Origin of the sequence: Rhodococcus sp. PvR044, from assembly GCF_040548995.1 — a bacterium.
Taxonomy (GTDB): domain Bacteria; phylum Actinomycetota; class Actinomycetes; order Mycobacteriales; family Mycobacteriaceae; genus Rhodococcus_G; species Rhodococcus_G oryzae.
Genome location: NZ_JBEPSX010000001.1, coordinates 71811 through 95888, shown reverse-complemented (window position 1 = coordinate 95888; position 24078 = coordinate 71811). Strand labels below are relative to the sequence as shown.

Annotated in this window: 28 protein-coding genes; 17 read left to right on the top strand and 11 right to left on the bottom strand. The window is 69.6% G+C overall.

The features are described 5' to 3' along the window. Positions 1-3: 3 nt before the first annotated feature. Positions 4-1104, bottom strand: coding sequence for an alpha/beta hydrolase (locus ABIC28_RS00510; RefSeq protein WP_245221154.1), 1101 nt, complete (start codon positions 1102-1104; stop codon positions 4-6). Positions 1105-1330: 226 nt separating this feature from the next. On the opposite strand from ABIC28_RS00510, the gene ABIC28_RS00505 reads away from it, so the two are divergent. The 7 genes from ABIC28_RS00505 to ABIC28_RS00475 all read left to right on the top strand — a co-directional run bounded on the left by ABIC28_RS00505 (position 1331) and on the right by ABIC28_RS00475 (position 6388). Further along, entirely contained in the window at positions 1331-1780 is a 450-nt protein-coding gene (locus ABIC28_RS00505; RefSeq protein WP_097210936.1) for a hypothetical protein, read from the top strand. Between the two features lie 2 nt (positions 1781-1782). Continuing rightward, on the top strand, positions 1783-2172 hold the full coding sequence (locus ABIC28_RS00500; protein WP_097210935.1) for a VOC family protein: 390 nt from the start codon (positions 1783-1785) through the stop codon (positions 2170-2172). A 101-nt stretch (positions 2173-2273) separates the two neighbouring features. Then, positions 2274-3905: an MFS transporter gene (locus ABIC28_RS00495; protein WP_097210934.1), complete on the top strand. Its 1632-nt coding sequence runs from the start codon at positions 2274-2276 to the stop codon at positions 3903-3905. A gap of 204 nt (positions 3906-4109) precedes the next feature. Further along, positions 4110-5336: an inorganic phosphate transporter gene (locus ABIC28_RS00490; RefSeq protein WP_097210933.1), complete on the top strand. Its 1227-nt coding sequence runs from the start codon at positions 4110-4112 to the stop codon at positions 5334-5336. A gap of 13 nt (positions 5337-5349) precedes the next feature. Next, the gene (locus ABIC28_RS00485; protein WP_097210932.1) at positions 5350-5625 is read left to right on the top strand and encodes a hypothetical protein; all 276 of its coding nucleotides are present in this window, start codon (positions 5350-5352) and stop codon (positions 5623-5625) included. Between the two features lie 31 nt (positions 5626-5656). Continuing rightward, on the top strand, positions 5657-5971 hold the full coding sequence (locus ABIC28_RS00480) for a DUF3349 domain-containing protein (protein ID WP_307861328.1): 315 nt from the start codon (positions 5657-5659) through the stop codon (positions 5969-5971). A gap of 12 nt (positions 5972-5983) precedes the next feature. After that, positions 5984-6388: a DUF3349 domain-containing protein gene (locus ABIC28_RS00475; protein WP_257017235.1), complete on the top strand. Its 405-nt coding sequence runs from the start codon at positions 5984-5986 to the stop codon at positions 6386-6388. On the opposite strand, the gene ABIC28_RS00470 is transcribed toward ABIC28_RS00475, so the two are convergent. From ABIC28_RS00470 to ABIC28_RS00455, 4 genes are all read right to left on the bottom strand, one after another. Further along, a complete protein-coding gene (locus ABIC28_RS00470; RefSeq protein ID WP_097210931.1) occupies positions 6385-6990 on the bottom strand; it encodes a TetR/AcrR family transcriptional regulator in 606 nt (201 codons plus the stop codon). The genes ABIC28_RS00475 and ABIC28_RS00470 overlap by 4 nt on opposite strands. Positions 6991-7107: 117 nt before the next feature. Next, the gene (locus ABIC28_RS00465; RefSeq protein ID WP_209928648.1) at positions 7108-7788 is read right to left on the bottom strand and encodes an SMI1/KNR4 family protein; all 681 of its coding nucleotides are present in this window, start codon (positions 7786-7788) and stop codon (positions 7108-7110) included. A gap of 143 nt (positions 7789-7931) precedes the next feature. After that, entirely contained in the window at positions 7932-9455 is a 1524-nt protein-coding gene (locus tag ABIC28_RS00460) for an HNH endonuclease signature motif containing protein (RefSeq protein WP_354577079.1), read from the bottom strand. Between the two features lie 53 nt (positions 9456-9508). Next, positions 9509-9856, bottom strand: a complete 348-nt coding sequence (locus ABIC28_RS00455; protein ID WP_097210316.1) for a DoxX family protein — start codon at positions 9854-9856, stop codon at positions 9509-9511. Positions 9857-9947: 91 nt separating this feature from the next. On the opposite strand from ABIC28_RS00455, the gene ABIC28_RS00450 reads away from it, so the two are divergent. From ABIC28_RS00450 to ABIC28_RS00435, 4 genes are all read left to right on the top strand, one after another. After that, positions 9948-10406 (top strand): MarR family winged helix-turn-helix transcriptional regulator, encoded by a 459-nt coding sequence (locus ABIC28_RS00450; protein WP_097210315.1) that lies wholly within the window; start codon positions 9948-9950, stop codon positions 10404-10406. A 4-nt stretch (positions 10407-10410) separates the two neighbouring features. After that, a complete protein-coding gene (menE, locus tag ABIC28_RS00445; RefSeq protein ID WP_354577076.1) occupies positions 10411-11571 on the top strand; it encodes an o-succinylbenzoate--CoA ligase in 1161 nt (386 codons plus the stop codon). 193 nt (positions 11572-11764) lie between these two features. Next, entirely contained in the window at positions 11765-12763 is a 999-nt protein-coding gene (locus ABIC28_RS00440) for an ATP-binding cassette domain-containing protein (RefSeq protein ID WP_097210313.1), read from the top strand. After that, positions 12760-13593, top strand: coding sequence for an ABC transporter permease (locus tag ABIC28_RS00435; protein ID WP_354577074.1), 834 nt, complete (start codon positions 12760-12762; stop codon positions 13591-13593). Before ABIC28_RS00440 ends, ABIC28_RS00435 begins: the two co-directional genes overlap by 4 nt. Before the next feature lie 63 nt (positions 13594-13656). Here the strand turns inward: ABIC28_RS00435 and ABIC28_RS00430 are convergent, their stop codons facing one another. Next, positions 13657-14148: a MarR family winged helix-turn-helix transcriptional regulator gene (locus tag ABIC28_RS00430; RefSeq protein WP_097210312.1), complete on the bottom strand. Its 492-nt coding sequence runs from the start codon at positions 14146-14148 to the stop codon at positions 13657-13659. 183 nt (positions 14149-14331) lie between these two features. On the opposite strand from ABIC28_RS00430, the gene ABIC28_RS00425 reads away from it, so the two are divergent. Next, positions 14332-15780: an MFS transporter gene (locus tag ABIC28_RS00425; protein ID WP_097210311.1), complete on the top strand. Its 1449-nt coding sequence runs from the start codon at positions 14332-14334 to the stop codon at positions 15778-15780. A 39-nt stretch (positions 15781-15819) separates the two neighbouring features. Here the strand turns inward: ABIC28_RS00425 and ABIC28_RS00420 are convergent, their stop codons facing one another. Continuing rightward, a complete protein-coding gene (locus ABIC28_RS00420; RefSeq protein ID WP_269588582.1) occupies positions 15820-19113 on the bottom strand; it encodes an AfsR/SARP family transcriptional regulator in 3294 nt (1097 codons plus the stop codon). A gap of 122 nt (positions 19114-19235) precedes the next feature. On the opposite strand from ABIC28_RS00420, the gene ABIC28_RS00415 reads away from it, so the two are divergent. Beyond that, positions 19236-20105, top strand: coding sequence for a 1,4-dihydroxy-2-naphthoate polyprenyltransferase (locus ABIC28_RS00415; RefSeq protein WP_209928639.1), 870 nt, complete (start codon positions 19236-19238; stop codon positions 20103-20105). 77 nt (positions 20106-20182) lie between these two features. On the opposite strand, the gene ABIC28_RS00410 is transcribed toward ABIC28_RS00415, so the two are convergent. Further along, complete coding sequence (locus ABIC28_RS00410; protein ID WP_097210309.1) at positions 20183-20566, bottom strand: phage holin family protein; 384 nt, start codon at positions 20564-20566, stop codon at positions 20183-20185. A gap of 67 nt (positions 20567-20633) precedes the next feature. Between ABIC28_RS00410 and ABIC28_RS00405 the strand changes: the two genes are divergently transcribed. Beyond that, positions 20634-21179 carry a GNAT family N-acetyltransferase gene (locus tag ABIC28_RS00405; protein WP_354577069.1) on the top strand — a complete coding sequence of 182 codons (546 nt, stop codon included), beginning with the start codon at positions 20634-20636 and terminating at the stop codon, positions 21177-21179. 72 nt (positions 21180-21251) lie between these two features. Then, entirely contained in the window at positions 21252-21557 is a 306-nt protein-coding gene (locus tag ABIC28_RS00400; RefSeq protein ID WP_097210307.1) for a hypothetical protein, read from the top strand. A gap of 25 nt (positions 21558-21582) precedes the next feature. On the opposite strand, the gene ABIC28_RS00395 is transcribed toward ABIC28_RS00400, so the two are convergent. Further along, positions 21583-22158, bottom strand: a complete 576-nt coding sequence (locus tag ABIC28_RS00395) for a Clp protease N-terminal domain-containing protein (protein ID WP_097210306.1) — start codon at positions 22156-22158, stop codon at positions 21583-21585. A 4-nt stretch (positions 22159-22162) separates the two neighbouring features. Then, positions 22163-22378 carry a hypothetical protein gene (locus ABIC28_RS00390; RefSeq protein ID WP_027500706.1) on the bottom strand — a complete coding sequence of 72 codons (216 nt, stop codon included), beginning with the start codon at positions 22376-22378 and terminating at the stop codon, positions 22163-22165. A 115-nt stretch (positions 22379-22493) separates the two neighbouring features. Here ABIC28_RS00390 and ABIC28_RS00385 point away from each other — a divergent pair, with 115 nt between their 5' ends. Next, positions 22494-22796 carry a hypothetical protein gene (locus ABIC28_RS00385; RefSeq protein WP_097210305.1) on the top strand — a complete coding sequence of 101 codons (303 nt, stop codon included), beginning with the start codon at positions 22494-22496 and terminating at the stop codon, positions 22794-22796. Between the two features lie 27 nt (positions 22797-22823). Here the strand turns inward: ABIC28_RS00385 and ABIC28_RS00380 are convergent, their stop codons facing one another. Continuing rightward, positions 22824-23300, bottom strand: coding sequence for a DUF8021 domain-containing protein (locus tag ABIC28_RS00380; protein WP_097210304.1), 477 nt, complete (start codon positions 23298-23300; stop codon positions 22824-22826). Between the two features lie 183 nt (positions 23301-23483). On the opposite strand from ABIC28_RS00380, the gene ABIC28_RS00375 reads away from it, so the two are divergent. Beyond that, on the top strand, positions 23484-23957 hold the full coding sequence (locus ABIC28_RS00375; protein ID WP_354577065.1) for a cupin domain-containing protein: 474 nt from the start codon (positions 23484-23486) through the stop codon (positions 23955-23957). The last annotated feature ends 121 nt before the right edge of the window (positions 23958-24078 follow it).

The following is a 24078-nucleotide window of genomic DNA, read 5'->3' as shown; positions in this document are numbered from 1 at the left end:
GGCCTACAGCCCGAGCGCCTGACGCAACGTGGGCCATGCCTTGGGCAGCTGGTCCTTCCAGTACGCCCAGGCGTGGACGCCGGTGGGCTCGTAGTCGACGGTGGCCGGGATGCCCAACTCCCGCAGCTTTCGGTCGAGCCGCTTGGTGCACTGGTTCGCCGCCGCCTCGATGGCCCCGCCGACCACGATCCGCTCGGCATCGGTGCCTGGGCCCTCGTGCCTGCCTGCGATACCCGTGGCGACCGACATGTAGATGGGCTTGCCGCGCAACGCCTCCGCGTGACGCACCGTGTCGTGCGCTTCCCACTCGGGACCACCAGGAACACCCCACAGGTTGGCCGGGTCCCCGCCACGCGAGGACACCGTGACCTGCGTGCTCAGCCGACCGATGTCGTCGGTGGTCGAGTAGCAGCCGCTGAAGACCGCGATGCCGCGGTACAGGTCGGGGTGCCGGTGCGCGAGCATCATCGCACCCTGGGCGCCCATCGAGTTGCCCGCGATCGCGTTGACGCCGTTGGTCTTCAGCCGGGCGTTGATCAGTGGCGGCAGCTCCTTGGTGATGAAGGTCTCCCACTTGTGCAGCCCGATCTTCGGATCGCGCTTGTCCCAGTCGGTGTAGAGGCTGGCCACCCCGCCGTTGGTCATGACCACGTTGGCGTTCTTGTCGGCGAAGAACTTCGGGGCATCGGTCATGTACATCCACCCGCTCTGGTTCTCGTCGGCACCGACGCCCTCGAGCATGTACAGGGTGGGCCGCGGGACGCTGCCGTCCGCGGGGAGCAGCACGTCCACGCCGACCTCGCGGTGCAGCGCGGGCGAGGCGATGAGGAACCGCGCGACCCGTTCCGAGGTGAACTTCTCCGAGACGATCGACGGGGTGACGATGTCGTCGCGCAGCGGGGGTATCGGCCCCGGATCGTCGCGCCCCCACTCGGGCATCGTCGATCCGGAGGTGACGCTGCCCGAGTCCGAGCTGCCGCCCGCGCTGCCCGAATCCGAGCTGCCCGAACTGCCCGCGCTACCCGAGTCACTGCCCGTGCCCGGTGCCGCGACGGCCTCGCCCGAGCCTGCCAACACCGCGATCGCGACCAGGGCCACACCCATTGCCCGGCCCAACGCAGGACGACGACACGCGAAATTCATGGACTCCCCCAGCCTCGACGTTGTCGATCGGATGCGGGCACCAGACGGCCCGGACCGCCGGCCTCCTTGGCGGCGGCACCGATCGCCGAGACGGTACCGCGTTCGGGTGGGCCGCGCAGGGGAATTCGTTCGCCACTGTCACGAATCTCGCGCCCGCGACCGACACCGGATCGGGCACACTGAACGCATGGGCGTCGACCGCGAAGAGCCTGCACCCGAACACCGTCGGCCCGACGGTGTCACCGACGCCGAGATCGCCGCCGCCGGGCGGGTCTCCGAGGCCCTCGAGACGGTCGAGCGGGCCCGCGGGCACCTGTACGGGTTCCACCAACTCATCGGGCACGCGCACCTGCAGCTCGCCGAGGCGGTCGATATGCTGCGCGCGGCCGGCCACGGTGAGCGGGCCGACAAGCTCCTCGAGGAGCTGGTCGGCCGGAACGTGCTGGCGGGCCGCTGGACCTTTCAGGTGGTGGAGGAGTTCGACGACGGGTACTGGTCGGAATTCCGCGAGCACGAGCAGGCGGTGCGCGAGGAGCTGCTCGGCGGGCGCAGGCACCTGTACGAGGCGGAGATGAAGCAGCGCAGACGGACACCGGGCAGGCCCGGGCACGAGGCCCGACCCGCGGAGCAGGAGTGAGCATGGAGATTCTGAGCAGCCGGACGATCCTGCGGCCGGCCGACTATCCGACCACCCTGGCGTTTTACGCGCAGACCCTGGAGCTCGCGGTCGCGCGCGAGTATCCGGGCGGCACGGTGTTCTTCGCCGGGCAGGGATTGATCGAGGTCGCCGCCCACGGCGCATCCGGGGTGAGCACCCGCTTCGACGGTGCCCTCTGGTTTCAGGTTCGCGACCTCACGGCCACGCAGACGGAACTGGTGCTCAAGGGCGTGCAGATCATCCGGGAGGCGCGGCAGGAACCGTGGGGCCTGCACGAGTTGTGGATAGCCGACCCCGACGGCGTCCCGATCGTGTTGGTGCAGATCCCGGCGGACCACCCGATCCGGAGGGACGGCCGCCCGGCCCCCTAGCCGGTTGCGGCACCGATTCTCTCGGCGCGGCGCCGTTGACGACCGAGGCCCTCGCAGCGGACGATTCGTGCACGCGGAACCCATCGACCCCGAGGTCACCGATGAGCACAGCTGCTCGGCACACGTCCTCCACCCGAACCGGCAGCGGCCTGGTGCTCGCGGTGCTGGCCTCCGGCCAGTTCCTGATGACGCTGGACAGCTCCGTCATGAACGTCTCGATGGCCACCGTGGCCGCAGACCTGAACACCACGATCACCGGGATCCAGACGGCGATCACGCTGTACACCCTCGTCATGGCCACGCTGATGATCACGGGCGGCAAGGTGGGCAGCATCCTGGGCCGTCGCCGCGCCTTCGGCATCGGGCTGGTCATCTATGCAGCGGGGTCCTTCACCACGGCCGTGGCACCGAACCTGGCCGTGCTGCTGATCGGCTGGTCACTCCTGGAGGGCATCGGCGCCGCGCTGATCATGCCCGCGATCGTCGCCCTGGTGGCGAGCAACTTCCCGGCGGAACGTCGCCCTGCGGCCTACGGCCTGGTCGCCGCGGCCGGGGCGATGGCCGTCGCCGCGGGCCCCCTCATCGGCGGCGCGGTCACCACGTACGCGTCCTGGCGCTACGTCTTCCTCGGCGAGGTCGTCATCGTCGTGTTGATCCTGTTGGTGCTCAGGAGGATCGAGGACACCCCGCCGGCCAAGGTGCACCTCGACCTGGTGGGATCGGCCCTGTCGGTGCTGGGGTTGGGCATGCTCGTGTTCGGGGTGCTCCGCTCGAGCGAATGGGGCTGGATCCGGCCAACGCCCGACGGCGTCCAGTTGATGGGAGTGTCCGCGACCCTGTGGTTGATCCTCGCCGGATTGCTGGTCGCCTATGTGTTCCTGCTCTGGGAAACCCGGCTGTCCAAGGCGGGCGCCGAGCCACTGCTCGATCCACGGCTCCTGCAGAACCGTCAGCTCAGCGGCGGCCTGACGATGTTCTTCGCGCAGTTCATGGTGCAGGCCGGGATCTTCTTCGCGGTCCCGCTGTTCCTCTCGGTGGTCCTCGAACTCGACTCGCTGCAGACCGGTCTGCGGCTGCTCCCGCTCTCGGTGGCTCTCCTGCTCGCCGCAGCGGGCATACCCAAGCTCTGGCCTCGTGCGGCTCCCCGCCGGGTGGTGCGGTGCGGTCTCGGTTCGATGATCGTCGGGATCCTGGTCCTCGTCGCCGGGTTGGACCCCGGCGCCAATGCCGCGATCGTCGCCGTCCCGATGCTCCTGATGGGACTCGGGCTTGGTGCGTTGGCGTCCCAGCTCGGCGCGGTCACCGTGTCCGCGGTGCCGGACTCGCAGAGCGCCGAGGTCGGCGGGCTGCAGAATACGGCGACCAACCTCGGCGCGTCACTGGGGACAGCACTGATCGGTGCGGTGCTCATCACGACGTTGAGCGCCGCGACCGTCGACGGGATCCAGGACAACCCCGACGTGCCCGTCGCCGTGCAGCAGCAGGCCACCACCGAGCTGGCCGCCGGGGTCCCGTTCCTGTCCGACACCCAGCTGACCGCGGCGATGGACGAGGCCGGGGTGAGCGGCCCGACCGCCGACGCCGTTCTCGCGGTCAACGCGGACGCACGACTGGAGGCGCTGCGGGTGGCATGCGGCCTCGCCGCGCTCCTCGCCGTCCTCGCGCTGTTCTTCACCGCGAACATCCCCCGCGAACCGGTCGGGTCGAGCGGCCCATCGCGGCGCGAGGAGTGACGGGTCCTGGCCCGGTGAGCTTCGACACATTTCGTTCCTGACCCTGACGGTTCGCATGGCGACAGGGCGGTGCGCACGCCGTTCGGGGCCCGCCCGAACCGCCAGGACCTGGCCCGACGGGCGGCGGCGCGGCGTGCTCGAAAGCACGCGCGAACAGCGGGTACAGACTCGACTTTTACGCGTTCGTAACGGAGGATCGAGGCCGTGAACGCGGAACTCATCGTTCTTCTTGTCGTAGTTGTCACAGCCCTCGGGTTCGACTTCACCAACGGCTTCCATGACACCGGCAACGCGATGGCGACGTCGATTGCGACCGGGGCACTCAAACCCAAAGTCGCGGTTGCGCTTTCCGCAATCCTCAATCTGGTGGGCGCGTTCCTCTCGGTGGAGGTCGCGGCCACCGTCGCGAAGGGCGTGGTCAACCTCAACTCCGTCGGCGGCGAGGATCTGCTGTTCATCGTCTTCGCCGGACTTGTCGGCGGAATCATCTGGAACCTGGCCACCTGGCTGTTCGGCATCCCCTCGAGTTCCTCGCACGCGCTGTTCGGCGGCCTGATCGGCGCGGCCCTCGCCTCCCTCGGGATGAACGGCGTGGAGTGGGGCGGCGTGCTGAGCAAGGTGGTCATCCCGGCACTGCTGGCGCCGGTCGTCGCCGGCCTCGTCGCCACGGCAGGAACCTGGATGATCTACCGGATCACCCGCGGCGTCAGCGACGAGACCAAGGATTCCGGGTTCCGGCTCGGCCAGGTCGGCTCCGCGTCGCTGGTGTCCCTCGCTCACGGCACCAACGACGCGCAGAAGACGATGGGCGTGATCTTCCTGGCCCTGGTCGCCCACGGCACCCTCAACGCCGACTCCGACATGCCGTTCTGGGTGAAGCTGAGCTGCGCGGTCGCGATCGCCCTCGGTACCTACCTCGGCGGCTGGCGCGTGATCCGCACCCTCGGCAAGGGTCTGGTGGAGATCGCGGCGCCGCAGGGCATGGCCGCGGAGGCGTCCTCGGCCGCCATCATCCTGACCTCCAGCCACCTCGGGCTGCCGCTGTCCACGACGCACGTCGCCACCGGCTCGATCATGGGTACCGGCGTCGGCCGCCGCGGCGCCGAGGTGCGCTGGGGCGTCGCGGGCCGGATGGCGGTCGCCTGGCTGATCACCCTGCCGTCGGCCGCGCTTGTCGGCGCCGTGTGCTGGGGCATCGCGCAGCTGATCGGCGGCCTGCCCGGCGTGCTGGCGGTCTTCGCGATCCTGCTGCTGCTGGCGGGCTGGATGTATGCGCGTTCGCGCAGGCAGCCGATCGACTCGAGCAACGTCAACGCGGAATGGGACGGCGGCCTGATCCCCGCCGAGGACATCCCCGGCCCGCCGGCGAACCCGACCCCCGCGCCCGCACCGGCCGCGGAGCCTGCCCCGCGCGACAACGTGACAGCCTGAGGAATACAGCACCATGGATCTTCTCTCGAAAACCGTCGATTCGCTGTGGCAGGTCGTCGCGGTGGGGCTACTGCTCGGGGCAGGCCTGCCCGCGATCTTCGCGCTCGGCCTGCGGGCACTGGACTCCGGTTCGACCACCGATCCCGCCGCGGCGACGACCACCCGCAAGCCGGCTGCCGTCATCGCAGCCGGTACATGCTTCGCCGTGGTGGTCGTGGCGATCATCACCGGCATCCTGTTCGTCATGCAGGGCTTCCTCAGCCACACCTTCGGCATCGAGATCTTCTAGCGTCGGCCCACGAGTCGAGAGGCAACAGTTCGTGTCCTCAGCAAAATCAACGTTCCCACTATCCGTGCTGACCTGGCTGCAGGACGGGTACCCGCAGGGCGTCCCGCCGAAGGACCGCATCCCCTTGGTGGCCCTGCTCCACCACGAGCTGACCGCCGAGCAGATCAAGGACGTGGCCGTCGCGCTCGCCGAATCGCGGGGCGAGGGCGAGGACCCGACCGTCACCCACGCCGAGATCGGCGAGCTGATCGAACAGATCACCCACGAGGCCCCGTCGGATCACGACATCGCCCGGGTCCGGTCCGTGCTCGCCGCGGCCGGGTGGCCGCTCGGCGACGAGCCGTAGGGACGCACCGTCGTGGCCCTTCCACCGTTCCTCACCTCGATACTCGGGTGGCTGCGTGCCGGGTATCCCAACGGTGTGCCCGAACAGGACTACATCCCGTTGATCGCCCTGCTCCGCAGGCGCCTGTCCGACGAAGAGGTCCATGCGGTCACCGACGCACTGGTCGAGCAGTTCCCGCCGCCGATCGACAAGATCGACATCCAGGTGCTCATCACCAAGGTCACGGACGAGATGCCCGTCGAGTCCGATGTGGAGCGGGTGCGCGCACACCTCGCGGCCGGGGGCTGGCCGCTCGCCGACGAACCCGGTGACGGGCCGAACGGGGCGACGACCCTGCGCGCGCTCGACCGTGACGCCGAGTCGGCCACCGGCGACGGGGCATCGGCGGACGGGGACACTCCCCCGGAATCCGGCTAGGCGATCAGCCCATCGATGATCCCGCGGGCGATCGGCGCCGCCTCCGATTCCCCCATCTGTAGGGCGGTGTTGACCGCACTCATCAGCGCCTCGATCTCGAAGGCCAGCGCCGCGGCGTCCCTCCCCTCCGCCGCGCCCTGATCCTTGGCCCGCCGGATCTCGCGGGTGAGCAGTTCGCGCAAGTCCCGCTGATCGGCCGCGATCGCGTCACGCACCGGCCCCGGCCTGCTGTCGAACTCGGATACGGTCGCGACCCGGAAGCAACCGCCGGGGAACACCGGCGCCGACACGAAGTCGAACCAACGGTCGATCAGGGCCCGTAGCCGGGGCAGCCCGCCGGGCTCCTTCAGGCTCGGCCGGACGACGTGCTCGATGAACACCTCCCTGGCCGACTGCACCGCGGCGACCTGAAGGTTCTCCTTGGTGCCGAAGAGAGTCGCGACGCCACTCTTGCTCAGCCCGAGATCGGTGGCGAGCCTGCCGATGCTAAGACCGGTCAGTCCCTCGACCGAGGCGACGTCCGCCGCGTGCCGGGCGATCGAGGCGCGGGCCAGCGCCCCCTTGATCAACCGCTGATCGGAAGTCTGAGCCGTATCCACCATCGCTTCATTCTCTACGAGATCTTGCGATTGCACGAACGGTCGTACGTTCGACATGACGGCCTGAGGCCCACACCTGGCGATCGTCGTCGCAACCGCGCTGCGGGGGGACGTGACACCTCAGTCGTGGTTCGCGCCGTGATCGGCGAACTCGGCAAAGCTCCCCACCTGGTCTACGTCCGGATCGAGGGCGCGGGCTAGCCAGAGTTCGTACCAGTCGAGGAACGTCAGCGGCTCGCGGGTGTCTGGGTGAAGCACCGGCAGCGCGGCGGCGTGCTCGTAGCTGTGCCACCACACCTGCCCCGCGGCCGGGCCGCGCAGGATCAGGAGGTCGTACATGCCGCACCCCTCGTTCGCGAGGAAGGTCGCGCCTCGGTGGATCCGGCCGATGTTCTCTGACCACTGGAACTCGGAGTCCTCAGCGGCGGGCGCGCAGGGTCGCTCGGCGGTGAAGGGGAAGTCCGCGGCGTAGTCGATCGCGGCGTCTTCGGCCTCCTGCGCCAGCGGGAGCAGTCCGAGCATCGGTCCGGCTCCGCCGTCGCCCACCCGGGTGATCCACTCGAAATAGTCGGCAGGAAGGCCGACGCCGAGCCGGTTCTCGAATGCCGCCAGAACGTCCGGGTCCGCGGGAGCAGCGTGCTCGTAGCGATGCACGGCTGCCCCGTGGATGCCGCATCTGTAGCCGATGACCTCCCGGTCGCCGAGCGAGACGACCGTGGTCCTCAGATCGGCTACTCGAAGTCGGTCGAGGCCGGTCAGGATCCCGGCGATCCGGTCCGCGTGCATTTGCGCGTGTTTCATAGTCACATCCTGACGGATGCGACGACGTGTCTCTGGGTTCGGTGACACACCTACATTGACAGGCGCGACCTACACGCCCGACCTCGGTCAAAGTAGCCAGGCGCGTCCTGTCGATCTTCGCTGCAACTCGACACGGCCGGACGCTACGGGAGACCGTCTGAGGCCGATCCTTCGCCCCGCGCATCTCCCCACGGCCATGACCCATCCCGCCTGCGCATGCCGGTCTCCCTGCGGGCGTTGGCCTTTCGTCGGGCGCGGTCGAGGAGCTCTTTCGGGTGGTGGCGGTGGTTGACGCGGGGTTTCTGTTCGGGGTCGATGTGCGTTGGTGGGCTCCATTCGGTGCGTCCGGCGTATTCGGAGTCTTTGGGTGCGGTGCGGGTTTTCCAGTCGCCGGGCCCGTCGTGGATGAGGGCGTGGCAGCCATCGCATCCGAGGGTCAGCGCGCCGATGTCGGTGGTGCCGCCCTTGGACCAGTCGTGGACGTGGTGGACGGCGGTCATGGTGGCGGGGGCGTCGCAGCCGGGTCTGGTGCAGCCGCGATCGGCGGCGATCAGAGCCAGTCGTTGGTCGGCGGTGGCGAGGCGTTTGCTCCGTCCGAGGTGCAGTGGTCGGCCGTTGTGGTCGAAGAGCACCAGCACCGGATGTGACCGTTCGGCGAGCTTGAGGGCGTCCTTGATGGGGACGATCCCGCCGGAGGCGGTGGTGACCACACCTGGTTGTTGTTCGAGTTGATCGATTGTCATCGTCAGGATCGTCGTCACCGGCAACCCGCGGTGCGAGCCGAGGACTCCGGAACCGAGGAGGGCGCGCAGCGCTTCCTTGACGGCGTCGTGGTTGCGTTGCGCGGCGGTGCGGGTGTTACGGCCCGCGGCGGCGGCAAGCTGGTCGCGGTCGACACCGGGGTGTTCGGCGGCGCCGGTGGGTGATTCGGGGTCGTCGGGATTGTTCATCCCTGGCCGCGCCCATTTCGCGAGGATCGGGTCGAGCAACGCGCGGGCCTGGGGGTCGAGGTGCCCGGAGATCGGTGTCGTCAAATTCTGATCCTGCCGGCCGAGGCGGATCCCGCGAAGACGCTTGCGGTCCTTGTCGTCTGTGAGGTTGCCGTCCGGGTTCAGGTGCGCGAGCAACTCGTGCCCGGCCTTCTCGACGTCCTCGGGCGGTGCCGAGCGCGCCAGTTCCGCCAGAATCTGCTCCGCGACTGCGACGTCGGAACTGCTGACGGTGTGGGGGATCTTGCGGATGACTTCGCCTATCGCGCGGGCATGGTCCGGGCCGATGTCTCCGTCGCGTTGCGCGGCAGCGGTTTCGGGCAGGTCCACGGGAAGCGGCTGACCGGAGAGCGCATGCCAGGTACCCAGTGACTTCGCCGCGGTGATCCGAGCGGAGGCGTCGGCCGCGGAGATCCGCAGCACTCCGATGAGTAGCTTGTTGAAGGTTTTGTGGCCGAGCTTGCCGGGTAGGGAACGTTCGGCCGTTTCGACGATCAGGTTGTGGCCGACCGCCGAGGCCCGGCGCAGCGTTTTCTCCAACCGGCGCATGGTGTCGGTCAGCTCGGCGTCGGAGAGCCCGGTCAGATCGCTGTCGCACAGTCCCTCGATGGCATCGGCGATCGTGGACAGGTGTTCCTGCACTTGTCCCGAAGCCCCGACCTTGTCGATCGAACTCATGTTCGAATTCTACCGCCGGGGTCCGACACACTCCCCGGGCCGAGGATCACACCTCACGCAGAGGTAATACGGAGCACCACCGCGACGACTGCCGCCAGCCCGAGCACGACCGCGGGCGCGATCGCATAGTCGTGGGCTCGCACGTGTGCGACGACGGCGCCGAGGAAGTACAGGGCGACACCGATCGCCGCCGCTACGCCGATCACCGGCACCACGAGCCCGATCAGCAACCCGGCGGCACCCGCAGCCTTGGCGAGGGCGAGACGCGGCAGCCACGCATCGGGAACGCCGAGTTCCGCGAAGCCCCCGACCAGCTTCTCGTTGCGGGTGAAGGTGAGAAACGCCGAGGTACTCAGGGCCAGGGCGAGGACCACAGCGATGACGGCATAGGCGATGAACATGAGCGACCTCCAATTGTTTACCTGGCAAGATCGTTGAAGCGTAACAATGATTGACGAGGCTCCAAAATGGAGGTCCTGATACGGTGACTGAATGGCTGCAGAACGGGTCGACGGCGCCCCCACCGACCGCCTCGGGTTCATCCTCGCCTGGCGCGGCGAGGCCACCAGCGCCCGGATTCGCGGTGCCCTCGGGGTAACCGGACTGCACCCGCGCCACGCGATGACCCTGATGCACCTCGGCACCGGCCCGGTGAGCCAGCGAGCGCTCGCCGACATGCTCGAGGTCGACCCCAGCCAACTCGTCGCGATCCTCAACGAACTGGAGAGCGACGGCCTGGCCGAGCGGCGCCGCGATCCGGCCGACCGGCGGCGACATATCGTGGAGATCACCGAGGCGGGCACGGCGGCGCTCCGGAAGGTCGACTCCGCACTGAACGAGGCCGAACGCGAACTGTTTGCCGCCTTCTCCGAGCGCGACCTCGCGTCACTGAGGACCATGCTCGACCGGGTCGACGTGGCGTCCGTGCAGCACGAGTGCTCGGAAGACTGAGACGGTGACCGGCACGCTCGAGGTCCTACCCGTCCGATCCGGCCCGGCCACCCGAGAGACACTCCCCCAGCTCGAACGCGCGCTCGCGGGCGACGGCCCGGCGCTGCTCCCCGTGCCCGCCGACGACGACCGCGAGATCCGGCGCCTGACCGATGCCCTGCACCCGGGTGAGCCGATCGACGGATCAACCGCTCTGGTCGTCGCGACATCGGGGACCACCGGGACCCCCAAGGGCGCTCTGCTCACCGGCGCCGCGCTGCGCGCCAGCGGCGAGGCCACCCACGCCCGCCTCGGCGGTCCCGGGTCGTGGTTGCTGGCGCTCCCCGCACACCACATCGCGGGGATCCAGGTGCTGCTGCGCAGCCTGCTCGCCGGCACCGAGCCAGTAATAGTCGACGTCGCAACGGGTTTCGACCCCACCCTGCTGCCGGGCGCGATCGAGGCGATGACCGGACCGCGCCGCTACACCTCGCTGGTGCCGACCCAGTTGATCAAGGCGCTCGAGCACCCGGCGGCGACGGCCGCGCTGGCCGAGCTCGACGCGGTACTGCTCGGGGGTGCCGCGACCCCGGCGCCGGTGCTCGAACGGGCACGCACCGCGGGCATCAACGTCGTCCGTACCTACGGAATGAGCGAGACCTGCGGCGGCTGCGTGTACGACGGGGTACCGCTCGACGGGGTACGGGTGCGGATCGCGGACTCCCGCGTGCTGTTGGGCGGACCGGTGCTGGCCTCGGGGTACCGCGGACTGCCCGACCATCCGGCGTTCGCGGAACCGGGATGGTTCCGCACCGACGACGCGGGCCTGTTGTCGGACGGCGTGCTCTCGATCACGGGCCGGCTGGACGAGGCGATCTCGACGGGCGGGCTGACGGTCGTCCCGCAGGTTGTGGAGGCGGCATTGTCCGCCCATCCCGCGGTTGCCGAATGCGCGGTGTTCGGGGTTCCCGACGCGCGGCTCGGCCAGCGCGTGGTGGCGGCGGTCGTGCCTGCCGCGGGCACCGCGCCCACCCTCGTGGATCTGCGCGCCCACGTGGAGCGGACCGTGGACTCGACCGCGGCACCCCGCGAACTGCACCTGATGCCGGCGCTGCCGCTACGCGGACCCGGCAAGGTGGACCGCCGGGCACTGGCCGAGCAGTTCACCGGCCCCGCGACGGTATAGCGCTCTCACTCGGCGCGCTGCGATCCCGTCGAGGACCGCTCGCACCAGCTCGTCGACCAGGGTTGAGTCACCGGCCTTGCACCGCGACAGCAACGACTGTCGCGCCCCGGCAGTCCCCGCATGCGCGACGCAAGGCCCGTGCAAGGGCGGCCCCGCACTGTTGTGTCATTCGAATTCCACGAAAGGACACCGCATGAACCTCTCGGTTCCCCCCGCCATCGAAGCGGTTGGGTTGGTCAAACGATTCGGAGACGCCACGGCCGTCGACGGCGTCAGCCTCACCGTCCCGACCGGTTCCGTCTACGGCGTGCTCGGACCCAACGGCGCAGGCAAGACCACCACCGTCCGGATGCTCGCCACCCTGCTGCGACCCGACGGCGGGCAGGCCCGGGTCTTCGGCCACGACGTGGTGCGCGAACCCACCGCCGTCCGCTCCCTGGTGGGGGTCACCGGCCAGTACGCCTCCGTCGACGAGGACCTCACCGCCACCGAGAACCTGATGATCTTCTCCAGGCTGCTCGGACTCTCCCGATCGGACGCCCGCCGCAAGTCCGCCGAACTGCTGGAGGAGTTCGACCTCGTCGAGGCCGCAACCAAGCCACTGAAGAACTTCTCCGGCGGCATGCGCAGGCGTCTCGACCTGGCCGCCAGCCTGATCGCGCACCCGCCGCTGCTGTTCCTCGACGAGCCCACCACCGGCCTCGACCCGCGCACCCGCGCCCAGATGTGGGAGACCATCCGCCGACTCGTCGCGGAGGGCTCCACCGTCCTGCTCACCACGCAGTACCTCGACGAGGCCGACCAACTGGCCGACCGGATCGCGGTCATCGACCGCGGCAAGGTCATCGCCGACGGCACCGCCGACGAACTCAAGGCCTCGGTCGGGATGTCCGCGCTGCAGCTCAAGCTCGTCGACAAGACGCGCGTCGAGCAGACCCGATCGCTGCTCGCAGAATCGCTCGGCGTCGAGGTCGCGATCACCCCGGAGGCGGGCAGGCTCACCGCCCCGCTGACCGACCCGTCGGTCACCCCCGAACTGCTGATCAGGCTGCGCGAGCACGGGATCGCGGTCGACGAGATCACGGTCAGCAAGCCCAGCCTCGACGAGGTCTTCCTCACCATCACCGGCCACGGAACCGACGAATCCGATTCCGCCGCAGCCGAGTCCGACACCGAACGGAGCGTCGCATGACCACCGCCACCCTCGTACCCGACACCAGGAGCACCCATCCCGGACCGCCGCCCGCGGCTCGGTCGATCAGCCTGAGCGAGACCGTCGCACAGTCGATCACCATGGCCCACCGTGGCCTGATCAAGCTCAAGCACAATCCCGAGCAGCTGTTCGACGTGGTGATCCAGCCGCTGATCTTCACGGTGATGTTCACCTACATCTTCGGCGGCGCCATCTCCGGCGACGTCAAGTCCTACCTGCCGATCATCATTCCCGGCATCCTCGTGCAGACCGTCATCACGGCCTCGATCGTCACCGGCACCCAACTGCGCGAGGACATGGACAAGGGTGTGTTCGACCGGTTCAAATCCCTTCCCATCGCCCGCATCTCACCGCTCGCGGGCGCGCTGCTCTCGGACATGGTCCGCTACTTCATCGCCACCACCATCACCTTCGCCATGGGCCTGGCGATGGGCTACCGACCGGGCGGCGGCGTGATCGGCGTCGTCACGGCCGGACTGCTGGTGATGGTGTGCGCCTTCGCCATCAGCTGGATCTTCGCACTGATGGGCGTGCTGATGAACAAGGCCTCGTCGGTGCAGGGCATCTCGATGCTCATCCTGTTCCCGCTGACCTTCATGTCCAACGCGTTCGTGCCCTCCCACACCATGCCCGGCTGGATGCAGGCCTTCGTGAACGTGAACCCGGTCTCGCACCTGGTGACCGCGGTGCGTGATCTGGCCAACGACGGCCACTTCGGCATCCAGGTCGTATGGGCCCTGCTCGGTGCCGCGATCATCGTCGCGGTGATGGCACCGCTGACCGTCCGGACCTACATGCGCAAGACCTAGCCGCGGCGGTCGCCGCTCGAGAGATCCGTATCCCGTTCGGGGTACGGATCTGTCGTGTCGCGGCTACTCCGAATCGCTCGCCTCGGCAGTTCCCGAGCTCCCCGGGCGCGGCCACGGCCGCCCGGCCAGTCGCTCGATGTCGGTGTTGAACCGCTTGAGCCACCCGGCGAACGCCTCGACGTCCTCCGGAGCCCAGTCGGCCATCACGCTCCCCAGCGCCCGGACGTTGTAGGACCGTTCCGCCTCGAGGCGGCGCTCCCCCTCGGCGGTGATGGCGAATTTGCGGGCCATGCCGCCGTCGGGGTCCGGGATGCGTTCGACGAGTCCGGAATTCAGCATGGCGGAGGTCTGGCGGTGCAGGGTCGAGGTATTGAGCCCGAAGGCATCGCTGAGCTCCCCGATGGACATCGGTCCGCCCATGCTGATCCTGCTGAGCAGCGTGTAGGCGCTGCGGTCGAGCTGATATTCGTCGCGCCGGGGCCGCGGGTTGTGCAGATTGAGATGCCGCCCGAGCAGCATCGTCTCGAACTCGATCAAGTGCGTGGGCTTGTCCATGCGGCCTTCCGTCGATCCCCGTGTCGCCCGCCGGTCCGGGCTTCCAGAGCGGGAGTCGCCTCGGTTGCACGATACCCATCGCATGCACGGTGCAGGGGATTTGCATAATGCAATTGATATGTATTGTGCATACTCTGTGTATCGAGCACATCCAGTGCTTTCGCGAAGTCGAGGAGATGGTCCGTGTCAGGTCCGAGCCCCACCGTCAACCCGAATGGCCTGGTCGGGGTGCTTGCCTTCACCGGCATCGTCGCCGCGCTCATGCAGACACTGGTCGTCCCCCTGATCGGGGACCTGCCGCGCCTGCTCGACACCACCGCGTCCAACGCATCCTGGGTGATCACCGCGACACTGCTGGCGGGCGCGGTCGCGACCCCGGTCACCGGACGACTCGGAGACCTGTACGGCAAGCGCCGCATGCTGCTGGTCTGCTCGGTACCGCTGATCGCCGGCTCGATGCTGTGCGCGGTGGCGTCGTCGGTACTGCCGATGATCGCCGGACGGGCCCTACAGGGCATCGGGATGGGCATGATCCCGCTGGGCATCAGCGCCCTGCGGGACCTGGTGCCGCCCGCGCGCCTGAACTCCTCGATCGCCCTGATGAGCGCGTCCATGGGAATCGGTGGCGCGGTGGGCCTGCCGCTCGCCGCGGCCGTTGCCGAGGGCACCAGCTGGCGCGTGCTGTTCTGGGGTGCCACCGCGTTGAGTGTCCTGGTCGCCGTGGCGATCTGGCGGTTCGTGCCGGGCACACCGGTGCTGGGCGCGGGCGGCCGCTTCGACCTGCTCGGCGCACTCGGGCTCGGCGTCGGCCTGGTGTGCCTGCTCACCGCTGTCTCCAAGGGCGCCATCTGGGGCTGGACCAGCGGCACCACCATCGGCCTCTTCGTCGCCGCCGTCCTGGTGCTGCTCGCCTGGGGCTGGTGGGAGCTGCGCACCGTGGATCCGCTGGTCGACCTTCGGGTGACCGCTCGGCGGCAGGTGCTGCTGACCAATATCGTCGGCGTCGTGATCGGCTTCGCGATGTACGCGCAGTCGCTGATCATCCCGCAGTTGCTGCAGCTGCCCGAGTCCACCGGGTTCGGCCTGGGTCAGTCGATGCTGGCGATGGGCCTGTGGATGGCGCCCGGCGGCCTGGTGATGATGCTGGTCGCCGCCCTCGGTGCCCGGCTCTCCACTGCGCGCGGACCGAAGATCACCCTGCTGGCGGGCAGCCTGGTCATCGCCACGGGCTACGGGTCCTCGATGCTGCTGATGGGCTCGACCTGGGGCCTACTGATTGTGGTCTGCATCTGCAGCGCAGGCATCGGCCTCGCCTACGGGGCGATGCCCGCGCTGATCATGGGTGCGGTACCGCTGTCCGAGACCGCATCCGCCAACAGTTTCAACACCCTGATGCGCTCCCTCGGCACCTCGATGGCCGCGGCCGTCGTCGGCGTGGTGCTCGCCCAGATGAGCGTCCAGGTCGGGGATTACACCCTGCCCACCGAGAACGGGTTCCGGACCGGACTGCTGATCGGCTGCGGGGTCGCCCTCGTCGCCGCCGCCGTCACCGTGGCCATCCCCGCACGCCGCGCGAGCACGCCGGTGCCGAGCCCCACCGCCGCCGAACCACACGAGCTGTCGAAGGCCTGATAGTCATCGGCTGCCCGCGCCCAGGCGCGGGCAGCCGATTCACAGTGGCGTTCTCTCCCCATCCGTACGGTCACGCAGCGCCACCAGGATCTCGTCACGCGCGACCCTCCGCGGCATCCGCTCGACCCGTGCCAGTTCCGCGTCCACCCGTTCCACGCCGAGCGCCTCGCGTGCCACGCCCAGGTGTCGCGACGACTGCATCGACGGAAAGTCCTGTCGGGCGGCGACCCTGGTCGACAGGGCGATCATCCGCAACCCGCCCGCGGGGTCCCGCCCGGTCGCGATGTCGAAGCTGCCCACCGCACACGCAACCCCGCCGGTCTGCGGAAGATCCGGGTAGCCGTCCGGCCCGAGATGTGTCATGACCATCCCCGCGTAGGTGTCGACCAGGTCCGCGATCTCGTCGCCGCGACCCGCCAGCGCGTGCGCGGCCACCGTCGCCGCCAGCAGCATGAAGCCGAACGGATCCGGGGTCACCCCCGTGTTCTCCCAGCCGACCAACTCCAGCGCGTGCCGGTACCCGCGCAGCCCCGCATCCACCGAGCCCTCGGCCAGGTCCACCTCCGCCATCGCCGCCGCGATCGCGCCCGCGCTCTGCCTGGCATCGCCAAGGCCGAACGTCGACCGGTCCCCCGCAATGGACAGTTCCACCTGCTCAACGGCCGACCCGCCCGCCACCAGTTCCCGTCGGGCCTCCTCGACACGGCCGGCACCGACCAGCGCGGCCCCGATATAGCTGCGCAGCGTGGTGCTCTCCTCGTACGCGTGCAGGTCCCAGAGCAGTTCGGCGGCCCGCCGGTAGTACCCGACCGCCTCCCCGTATCGCGCGGACTGCCCGGCGAGGCTGCCGAGGTGCTGCAGCACCATCGCCAGGCCCCAGACGTCTCCGCCTGCCTCCGCGATTTCCCTGGCCGCCATGGCGTCGGACCAGGAGCCGTACAGGTCGCCGCTGTTCTCCCGCAGGTTGGCCCGGGCCATGTAGGCCGAAGACCGTGCCGACGGGTTCTCGGACCGGATCGCACGAGCGAGCTTGCGGGCCAGACCCTTTCCCGATACGGGCATGGTCACCAGCGAGGCGTTCATCCGTACCGCCTCGTCGATGTCCGTCCGAGAGGCCAGGATCGCCCGGAGCCGCAGCCGGGTCACGGCCAGCGCCCTGCTGACACCGACGAACGCGGTGTGACCGACGATGACCAGGTAGGTCAGCGCCAGGCAGTTCCCCGACAGCGACTCCGGGCTGTACCGCCTGGGGTCGATCTCGAGGACCCGGGGCGCGAGTGCGATCACCTCGGAATGGGCCCCGCGGAAGGACCACGTGACACCCAGCACCGGGAACACGGTCAACGCGCCCACCCCGTCGCCGACGGACAGCGTGTGGCGCAGCACGGCGAGCAGGTTGTCGTGCTCGGCCTCGATCCGGAGGGCGGTGGCGACCTGATCGCCATCGAGGAAGTCCCGCACCGCATCCAGACAGAACGATTGTGCCCAGGCGACTGTGCGGGCAGCGACCTCGTCCGACTCGTCCGCGCCGGCCAACTCCCCGTCGCCGAATTCCCGCACCGTCTCGAGCATGTGGTAGCGCAGCGCCGAGGAATCCGCCCCCTCGACGACCGAGAGCATCGACTGGTTCACCAAACCGTCGAGGGCATCGGCGATATCGGACACCTCGCCCCACTGCGCCACCTCGACGGCCGCGGCGAGGGTGAAACCCGCAGGGAACCTGCACAATCGGCGCAGCGCAGCCTGCTGATCCGCTTCGAGCAGATTCCAACTCCACTCGATCACCGCCCGCAGGGTGCGGTGTCGCTCCGGCGAGGTCCGGTCACCGGAGCGCAGCAGCGCGAACCTGTCGTCGAGCCTGGCGTTGATCTCCGCGACGCTCATCGTGCGGACCCGGGCGGCAGCCAGCTCGATGGCGAGCGGTAGACCATCGAGCGTCCGGCACAGCCGCGCGACCTCCACCGGATCGAGCCGAGCCGCCGGACGCACGGCCAGCGCACGAGCCCGAAACAGATCCGTTGCGGGCGAACCGGACTCGTCGATCAGCAGGGGCGGCAACGGGTACACCGCCTCGGCGGTGATCGCCATCGGGGCCCGGCTGGTGGCCAGCACGGTCAGGTTCACGCTTGCCGCCACCAGGTCGGCCACCACCTCCGCGACATCGTCGATCAGGTGCTCGCAGTTGTCCAGGATCAACAGCGTCGGCCGGGCCGACAACGCCTCCCGGAGCCGGTCGCGAGCGTCGTAGATGCGAGCCCTGTTCAACGCGGTGCCGGGGGTGAGTTCGGCCTCACTGAGCCCGAGCGTGCCGCTGATCGCCGTGACCACGTCCTCGCCGCTGCGCAGCGACGCGAGCTCGACGAGGGCGACCGGAACCCGCTCCGCGGCCCGCGAGCCGAGCGCGTGCGCGACTCGGGTCTTTCCGGTTCCACCGGGACCGAGCACGGTCACCACCCGGGAGGTCGTCAGCAGGTCCTCGATCACGTCCAGGTCCGCCTGGCGTCCCAGCAGCGCGTTCGGCGCCGCGCGCAGGCCGACCGCCATCAGGGCAGGCCGGGGCGCGGCGCGGGCGGGCTCCGGCGCCGAGTCCGCCGGGAGCGCACGTACCGGCAGTTCCCCGCTCAGCACAGCGGCATTGAGCCGCACCAGTCGCGGCGACGGGTCGGTGCCGAGTCGGTCCGCGAGCCGGCGGCGGAGTCCGGCGAACACCTCCAGCGCGTCGTTCGCGCGGCCGAGTCCGTTCAGCACCACCATCAGCTGTTCGTGCGCGCGCTCGTCGAGCGGGGCGCGCGCTGCCATCTTCTCGGCCAGCGGCAGCGCCTCACCCAGTTCACCTCCCTCGATGAGGGCGACGACCTCCACCGCATCCAACGCGGCCAGTCGCGCCTGACCCTCGTCGACCAGCTCCCGCGCCAGCTCGCCTGCCGGCAGGTCCGCGCCGGGTTCGCCGCGCCACAGCGCCTTGGCCCGGCGGATCGTGTCGATGGCCCCGCGCGGGTCACCCTCGGAGATCAGCTGCTGCGCCTGTTGCTCCCACATCCGCGCGAGCGTGAGGTCGACCTGCGCACGGGTGAGGTCGAGCCGATACCCGGCGGGCCCCATCTCGATCGCACCCTCGGGCAGTGCCCCACGCAACCGCGAGATCTGGGTGTGCAGCGCATTGATCGGCGAACGCGGCGGCGTGTCTCCCCACACGTCCTCGATCAGGGCCTGGGCACTGCGGCTGCGGCCGGGCCTGCAGGCCAACGCCACCAGCAGGCTGCGCGCCCGTGCCCCCGGCAACGGCACCAGCTCACCGCCTCGGCGCGTCGAGATATCACCCAAAAGGGACACGACAATCAGTGGCCGGGGATCAGCGGTCACTGCGGAGTCGCTCGTATCGGGTTGCACCGGCGACAATGCTAATCGGAGCGGCGGTCCGCATGCGGAATGTGGGTAGGTGCAAGGATCGCTTCATGGCTTCTGTCTCGCAGTGGATCGAGGGTGCCCGACCGCGCACCCTGCCGAACGCGATTGCCCCGGTGCTGGTCGGTACCGGCGCCGCGGCCTCCCTGGGCGGCGCGGTGTGGTGGAAGGCCGTGCTGGCCCTGGTGGTCTCGGTGGCGCTCATCGTCGGGGTGAACTACGCCAATGACTACTCCGACGGAATCCGCGGCACCGATGACGTCCGGGTCGGGCCGCTGCGGCTGGTCGGCTCGAAGCTCGCCTCGCCCGCCGCCGTGAAGCGGGCGGCCTTCGCCTGTTTCGCGCTCGCCGGGGTGGTCGGGGTGGTGCTCGCCCTGACGTCCGCCTGGTGGTTGATCCTGGTCGGTGCGCTGTGCATCGCCGGCGCCTGGTACTACACCGGAGGCAGGAATCCGTACGGGTACAGCGGTTTCGGCGAGGTCGCGGTGTTCGTCTTCTTCGGACTGATCGCCGTGCTGGGCACCCAGTTCGTCCAGGCGGAGCGGATCGACTGGGCGGGCGCGGTCTCGGCCGTCGCGGTCGGGTCGTTCTCGAGCGCGGTGCTGGTGGCGAACAACCTGCGCGACATCCCGACCGACACCGAGTCCGGCAAGCGCACCCTCGCGGTGCGGCTCGGCGACCGGGGCACCCGCACCCTGCATCTGGCACTGCTGGTGGTGCCGTTCGTGGTGACCCTGGTCCTGGTGGCCCGCACCCCGTGGGCGCTGGTCGGATTGGTCGCACTTCCGTTGGCGGTCAAGGCCAATGCCCCCGTGCGTTCCGGCGGACAGGGCCTGGCCCTGATCCCGGCGCTGGCCGGAACCGGGCTGGCGATGCTGGTGTGGGGCGCGACGACCGCGCTTGCACTCGGCCTTGGCTGAGCTGAGCCGAGCGGCGCGCCAGAGCGCCGAACAGACGCACGGCGCCGCCCCGCCGTAGCCGACGCTGACCGGCTGCCTCAGCGTTTCGCCGAGGGCACCACCGCGGTGAGCACGAAGTTCACGATCGAGATGATCAGGGCACCCCAGACCGCAGTCCAGAACCCGTCCACGGAGATACCGAACTCGGTCGTCTCGGTGATCCACGAGGTGAGCATGAGCATCAGCGCGTTGATCACCAGGGTGAACAGGCCGAGGGTGAGGATCAACAGGGGCAGCGACAGCAGCTGCACCAGCGGCTTGATGAAGGCATTGATGACAGTGAACACGAACGCGATGAACAGGATCACCAGGATGTCGTTGCCCGTCCCCCCGTCGGAGGTGGCGATGTCGATGCCGGTCACCCAGGAGGAGGCCAGCCAGATCGCGATCGCGTTGATCGCCAGACGAATCAGCAAAGTCATGCGTGCATGCTGGCACACCGGAGAGAAGCGGGCGGCGCGGCGGCGGCCCAGCGGCTAGAAAGGACGGGTGATCCGTTCGGCCACCGCCACAGACCTCGTCCACCTGCCCGCCATCGAGATCGCCGCGGGCGTGCCGTTCCGATCGGTCGGGATGGATGCGGTGGCCGACGACGCTCCGCCCACGGTGAGCGAGTTGGCCGAGTATCAGCGCGCGGGCCGGGCCTGGGTCGCGACGACGGACGACGACAGCCCGATCGGTTACGCGCTCGCCCTGGTGGTCGACGGCGCCGCCCACATCGAGCAGGTGTCCGTCGACCCCGCCCACGCCGGGCGTCGACTGGGGGCGGCGCTGATCGACGAGGTCGAGCGCTGGGCCGCCGAGAGACGCCTCCCCTGGCTGACCCTCACGACGTTCACCGAGGTGCCCTGGAATGCCCCGTACTACGAGCGGCTGGGGTTCCGGGTGGTGCCCGTCGACGAGCTGACGTCCGGGCTGAGGTCCATCCGCGAGCACGAGGCGGAACACGGCCTCGACGCCTGGCCGCGGGTGACCATGCGGCGCATCGTGGGATCGACACTTCCCCCGCAACCGAACCGGCGCGATACTGACTGAGGGAGGGCCCCGGCCGGGTTCGAGCACGCGGACGACCCGGGCGGCGCAACGCCGGGGGCACGAGGAGCCATCATGAGCGTGGTCGTCATCCTGCATTTCGACGTCGCGGATGTATCCGCGGCCAAGCAGTCACTCGCCGACAACGCCGCCTTGCTCGACGAGATCGGCGGCGACGCCAAAGGCCACGGTGCTCGACATCACCGGTTCGCGGCGAACTCGGGCGGACTGGTCGCGGTCGACGAGTGGGACAGCGCGGAGGGCTTCCAGAAATTCTTCGACGGTAACGACAAGGTCGCACGGGTCACGGCGGCGGCGGGCGTCCAGGGCCCACCGACGATCGAGGTCCTGGAACCGGTCGAGGCGGCGGGCACCTTCTGACCGAGCGGGCCGCCCCCCCAAGGCCCTAGGCCGCGCGGTCGAGCAGTTCGAGAATCTTCCCGCGCAGTTCGTCCGGGTCGACCTGCGCAGCCATCACGTCGCGGGCGCCCGCGTCGTCGCCGCGGAGAAGGCCGAGCAGGATGTGTTCGGCACCGATGTGATCGTCCTTGCGTGCCAGCGCTTCACGGAGCGAGAGCTCGAGGGCCTTCTTCGATGCCGCCGCGAACGGGGTGTGCCCGCCGACCAGCCGGCCGAACCAGCCGCGCCGCTCGCCCGGTTCCGCACGATCGAGGGCGTTCTCACCGAAGCCCGCCTCGAGGCTCTCCCGCACCGCATCGAGATCGATGCCGATCGACCTGAGCGCCTCGGCGTCCTCCGCGCCGAGCGCCTGGCCGCCCCGAGCCTCGGCTGCCGCGGCACGCGTCGCCTCGAGGGTGAGTCCGGCATCGTCGAGTGTGCGCCCCAGCGGGGTGCCTACCGCTGCCGCGACCACGCCGAGCAGCAGGTGCTCGGTGCCGATCTGCGGGGCCTTGAGCGCCTTGGCCTCCGCCTGCGCCCCGATCACCGCGGTGCGCGCCTCGGTCGTGAACCGTTCGAACATCCCGCTACCTGCCCTTCCTGTTGTGTTTCTGGTGAACTGCCTGCCTGCTGACCTCGAGCGAGTCGGCGATGGCCTGCCAGGACCAGCCCTGCCTGCGGGCGTTCTGGACCTGGATCGTCTCCAGTCGTTCGAGCAGCCTGCGCAGCGCGAGCACCGCCCGCAGGCCCACCTTGGGGTCGGGGCTGCCCGCCGCGGCCGCCAGATCCGTTGCTTCGGTCATGTTTGTCAATTTAAATTGACATCTCGAACCTGTCAAGCGGGGTTGACACGAAGGGCCGCGACCGGACAGCGGCTACCTTGGTGATGAGTTGACGTCGACCCGAGGAGCATCACCGATGGCATTGCCCAAGACCGCCGTATCCGCGCTCGCCGCAGGAGGACTCGTCGGCGGTTTCGCCGTCGCCCAGCAGACCGGCAACCGCCCGCTCGGCGGCGCCGTGCTGGCCGCGGTCGGCGCAGTGTGCACCACCAGCTGGGTGCAGGGATCGGGACCCGCACGGGGTGCCGCGCTGCTCGCCACCTACCTCGGCGCGTTCGGCGCCTCACATCCGCTGGCGAAGAAGATCGGCGCGTGGCCGTCGGTGGGAGCGGTGGCGGCGGGCACCGCCCTCGCCTCTCAGCTGATCAGCAAGAGCTAGGTCGGGCTCAGCCCGCCTGTCGCCCGCTCAGAAGAGCGACTTCGGCTTGATGTGCGCGACGATGGCGTGGATGGTTCCGTCCGGTACCTCGAAGGTCTCGGTGATCTCGACGGTCATCAGGCGCAGATCGCCGACGCCCGCGTCCAGCAGGTACGTGGTGGTGACGACGTCGCCGGACTCGGACATCCGCAGGTCCCTGATGCCCCGGATTACCCGGTACTGCGGGCCGTGCTCGAGGTCCCTGGCCATCTGCGGGCCGTTGAAGCCGGTCTTGAGCCCGGCCTCGACCCGGGTCGCGTCGGGGGCAAACTTCACGGCGGACGCATCGTGCGAGATCAGCGCATCGATGTAGGCCCTGGCCACCGCCTCGCGCTCGGTATCGACCCGCGCCGGGTCGGCCGATACGGCCGGGCCGGCGGTCGCGGGTCCGGCCGCGATCACCGCGACTGCCACCGCAGTGGCGATTCCGGCGGCCGACAGGGCGAGAATTCGACGAGTGCGCATGCGCGAATCCTAGCTAGAACCTGTTCCAGATGCGACGAGTTCCGGCCGCACGCCAGACGATCGACCCGACCGTTCCGTCGCGGAATCGGCCGGACTGCGGGACGATCGACACAGGCGAGAGCCGTGCCGCGGGCAATCCCGCCCCGCCACCGCCCCGGTTCTCCGAACCGAACGGATCCGGACATGACTGCCGTGACCAAGTTCGCCCGACTGGCCGTACCCGCCGCCCTCGCCACACTGTGCGCGGTGAGTGTCGGCGCGCCCGCACTGGCCACGCCGCCGTCGGGCGTGACCGCGGAGGATCTCGCCGAGCTCGAACTCAACCCGTCGTTGCGCCCCCCTCCGCCGCCAGGGCACCCGCCGGTCCCCGGCGAGGTGGAGGGCACCCTGCGCCGGATCGTGATCGCCCCCGGCGGCAGCACGGGATGGCACCACCACAACGGCCACGTCCAGGGGATCGTCGCCGCGGGCACGCTGACCCGCGTGTTCGCCGACTGCTCCCGCCAGGTCTCCCCCGCCGGCTCGTGGGTCACCGAGGACCCCGGCGGGGACCACGTCGGACTGAACCTGGGAACCGAGCCGGTGGTCCTGCTCGTGACGTATCTGCTCCCCGACGACGAACCCTTCGCCGAGGACGCGCCCGCGCACTGCCCATGAGGACCATCGAGCGGTGACCGGCACACCGGGCTTGACCTCAAGTTCACTCGAGGTTCTACGGTCGGTGCAGACGGGCGGGCAATCCGGGTATGTCGGACCCCCTCCGTAGCGTTGCACCGGT

Bases quoted from the DNA above. Each gene is read 5' to 3' on its own strand.
- ABIC28_RS00510 (WP_245221154.1), bottom strand. From the start codon at position 1,104: ATGGGTGTGGCCCTGGTCGCGATCGCGGTGTTGGCAGGCTCGGGCGAG.
- ABIC28_RS00415 (WP_209928639.1), top strand. From the start codon at position 19,236: ATGGCTTCTGTCTCGCAGTGGATCGAGGGTGCCCGACCGCGCACCCTG.
- ABIC28_RS00485 (WP_097210932.1), top strand. From the start codon at position 5,350: ATGGATCTTCTCTCGAAAACCGTCGATTCGCTGTGGCAGGTCGTCGCG.
- ABIC28_RS00385 (WP_097210305.1), top strand. From the start codon at position 22,494: ATGGCATTGCCCAAGACCGCCGTATCCGCGCTCGCCGCAGGAGGACTC.
- ABIC28_RS00410 (WP_097210309.1), bottom strand. From the start codon at position 20,566: ATGACTTTGCTGATTCGTCTGGCGATCAACGCGATCGCGATCTGGCTG.
- ABIC28_RS00395 (WP_097210306.1), bottom strand. From the start codon at position 22,158: ATGTTCGAACGGTTCACGACCGAGGCGCGCACCGCGGTGATCGGGGCG.
- ABIC28_RS00470 (WP_097210931.1), bottom strand. From the start codon at position 6,990: ATGGTGGATACGGCTCAGACTTCCGATCAGCGGTTGATCAAGGGGGCG.
- ABIC28_RS00500 (WP_097210935.1), top strand. From the start codon at position 1,783: ATGGAGATTCTGAGCAGCCGGACGATCCTGCGGCCGGCCGACTATCCG.
- ABIC28_RS00375 (WP_354577065.1), top strand. From the start codon at position 23,484: ATGACTGCCGTGACCAAGTTCGCCCGACTGGCCGTACCCGCCGCCCTC.
- ABIC28_RS00450 (WP_097210315.1), top strand. From the start codon at position 9,948: ATGGCTGCAGAACGGGTCGACGGCGCCCCCACCGACCGCCTCGGGTTC.
- ABIC28_RS00460 (WP_354577079.1), bottom strand. From the start codon at position 9,455: ATGAGTTCGATCGACAAGGTCGGGGCTTCGGGACAAGTGCAGGAACAC.
- ABIC28_RS00455 (WP_097210316.1), bottom strand. From the start codon at position 9,856: ATGTTCATCGCCTATGCCGTCATCGCTGTGGTCCTCGCCCTGGCCCTG.
- ABIC28_RS00400 (WP_097210307.1), top strand. From the start codon at position 21,252: ATGAGCGTGGTCGTCATCCTGCATTTCGACGTCGCGGATGTATCCGCG.
- ABIC28_RS00430 (WP_097210312.1), bottom strand. From the start codon at position 14,148: ATGGACAAGCCCACGCACTTGATCGAGTTCGAGACGATGCTGCTCGGG.
- ABIC28_RS00505 (WP_097210936.1), top strand. From the start codon at position 1,331: ATGGGCGTCGACCGCGAAGAGCCTGCACCCGAACACCGTCGGCCCGAC.
- ABIC28_RS00465 (WP_209928648.1), bottom strand. From the start codon at position 7,788: ATGAAACACGCGCAAATGCACGCGGACCGGATCGCCGGGATCCTGACC.
- ABIC28_RS00440 (WP_097210313.1), top strand. From the start codon at position 11,765: ATGAACCTCTCGGTTCCCCCCGCCATCGAAGCGGTTGGGTTGGTCAAA.
- ABIC28_RS00495 (WP_097210934.1), top strand. From the start codon at position 2,274: ATGAGCACAGCTGCTCGGCACACGTCCTCCACCCGAACCGGCAGCGGC.
- ABIC28_RS00435 (WP_354577074.1), top strand. From the start codon at position 12,760: ATGACCACCGCCACCCTCGTACCCGACACCAGGAGCACCCATCCCGGA.
- ABIC28_RS00380 (WP_097210304.1), bottom strand. From the start codon at position 23,300: ATGCGCACTCGTCGAATTCTCGCCCTGTCGGCCGCCGGAATCGCCACT.
- ABIC28_RS00390 (WP_027500706.1), bottom strand. From the start codon at position 22,378: ATGACCGAAGCAACGGATCTGGCGGCCGCGGCGGGCAGCCCCGACCCC.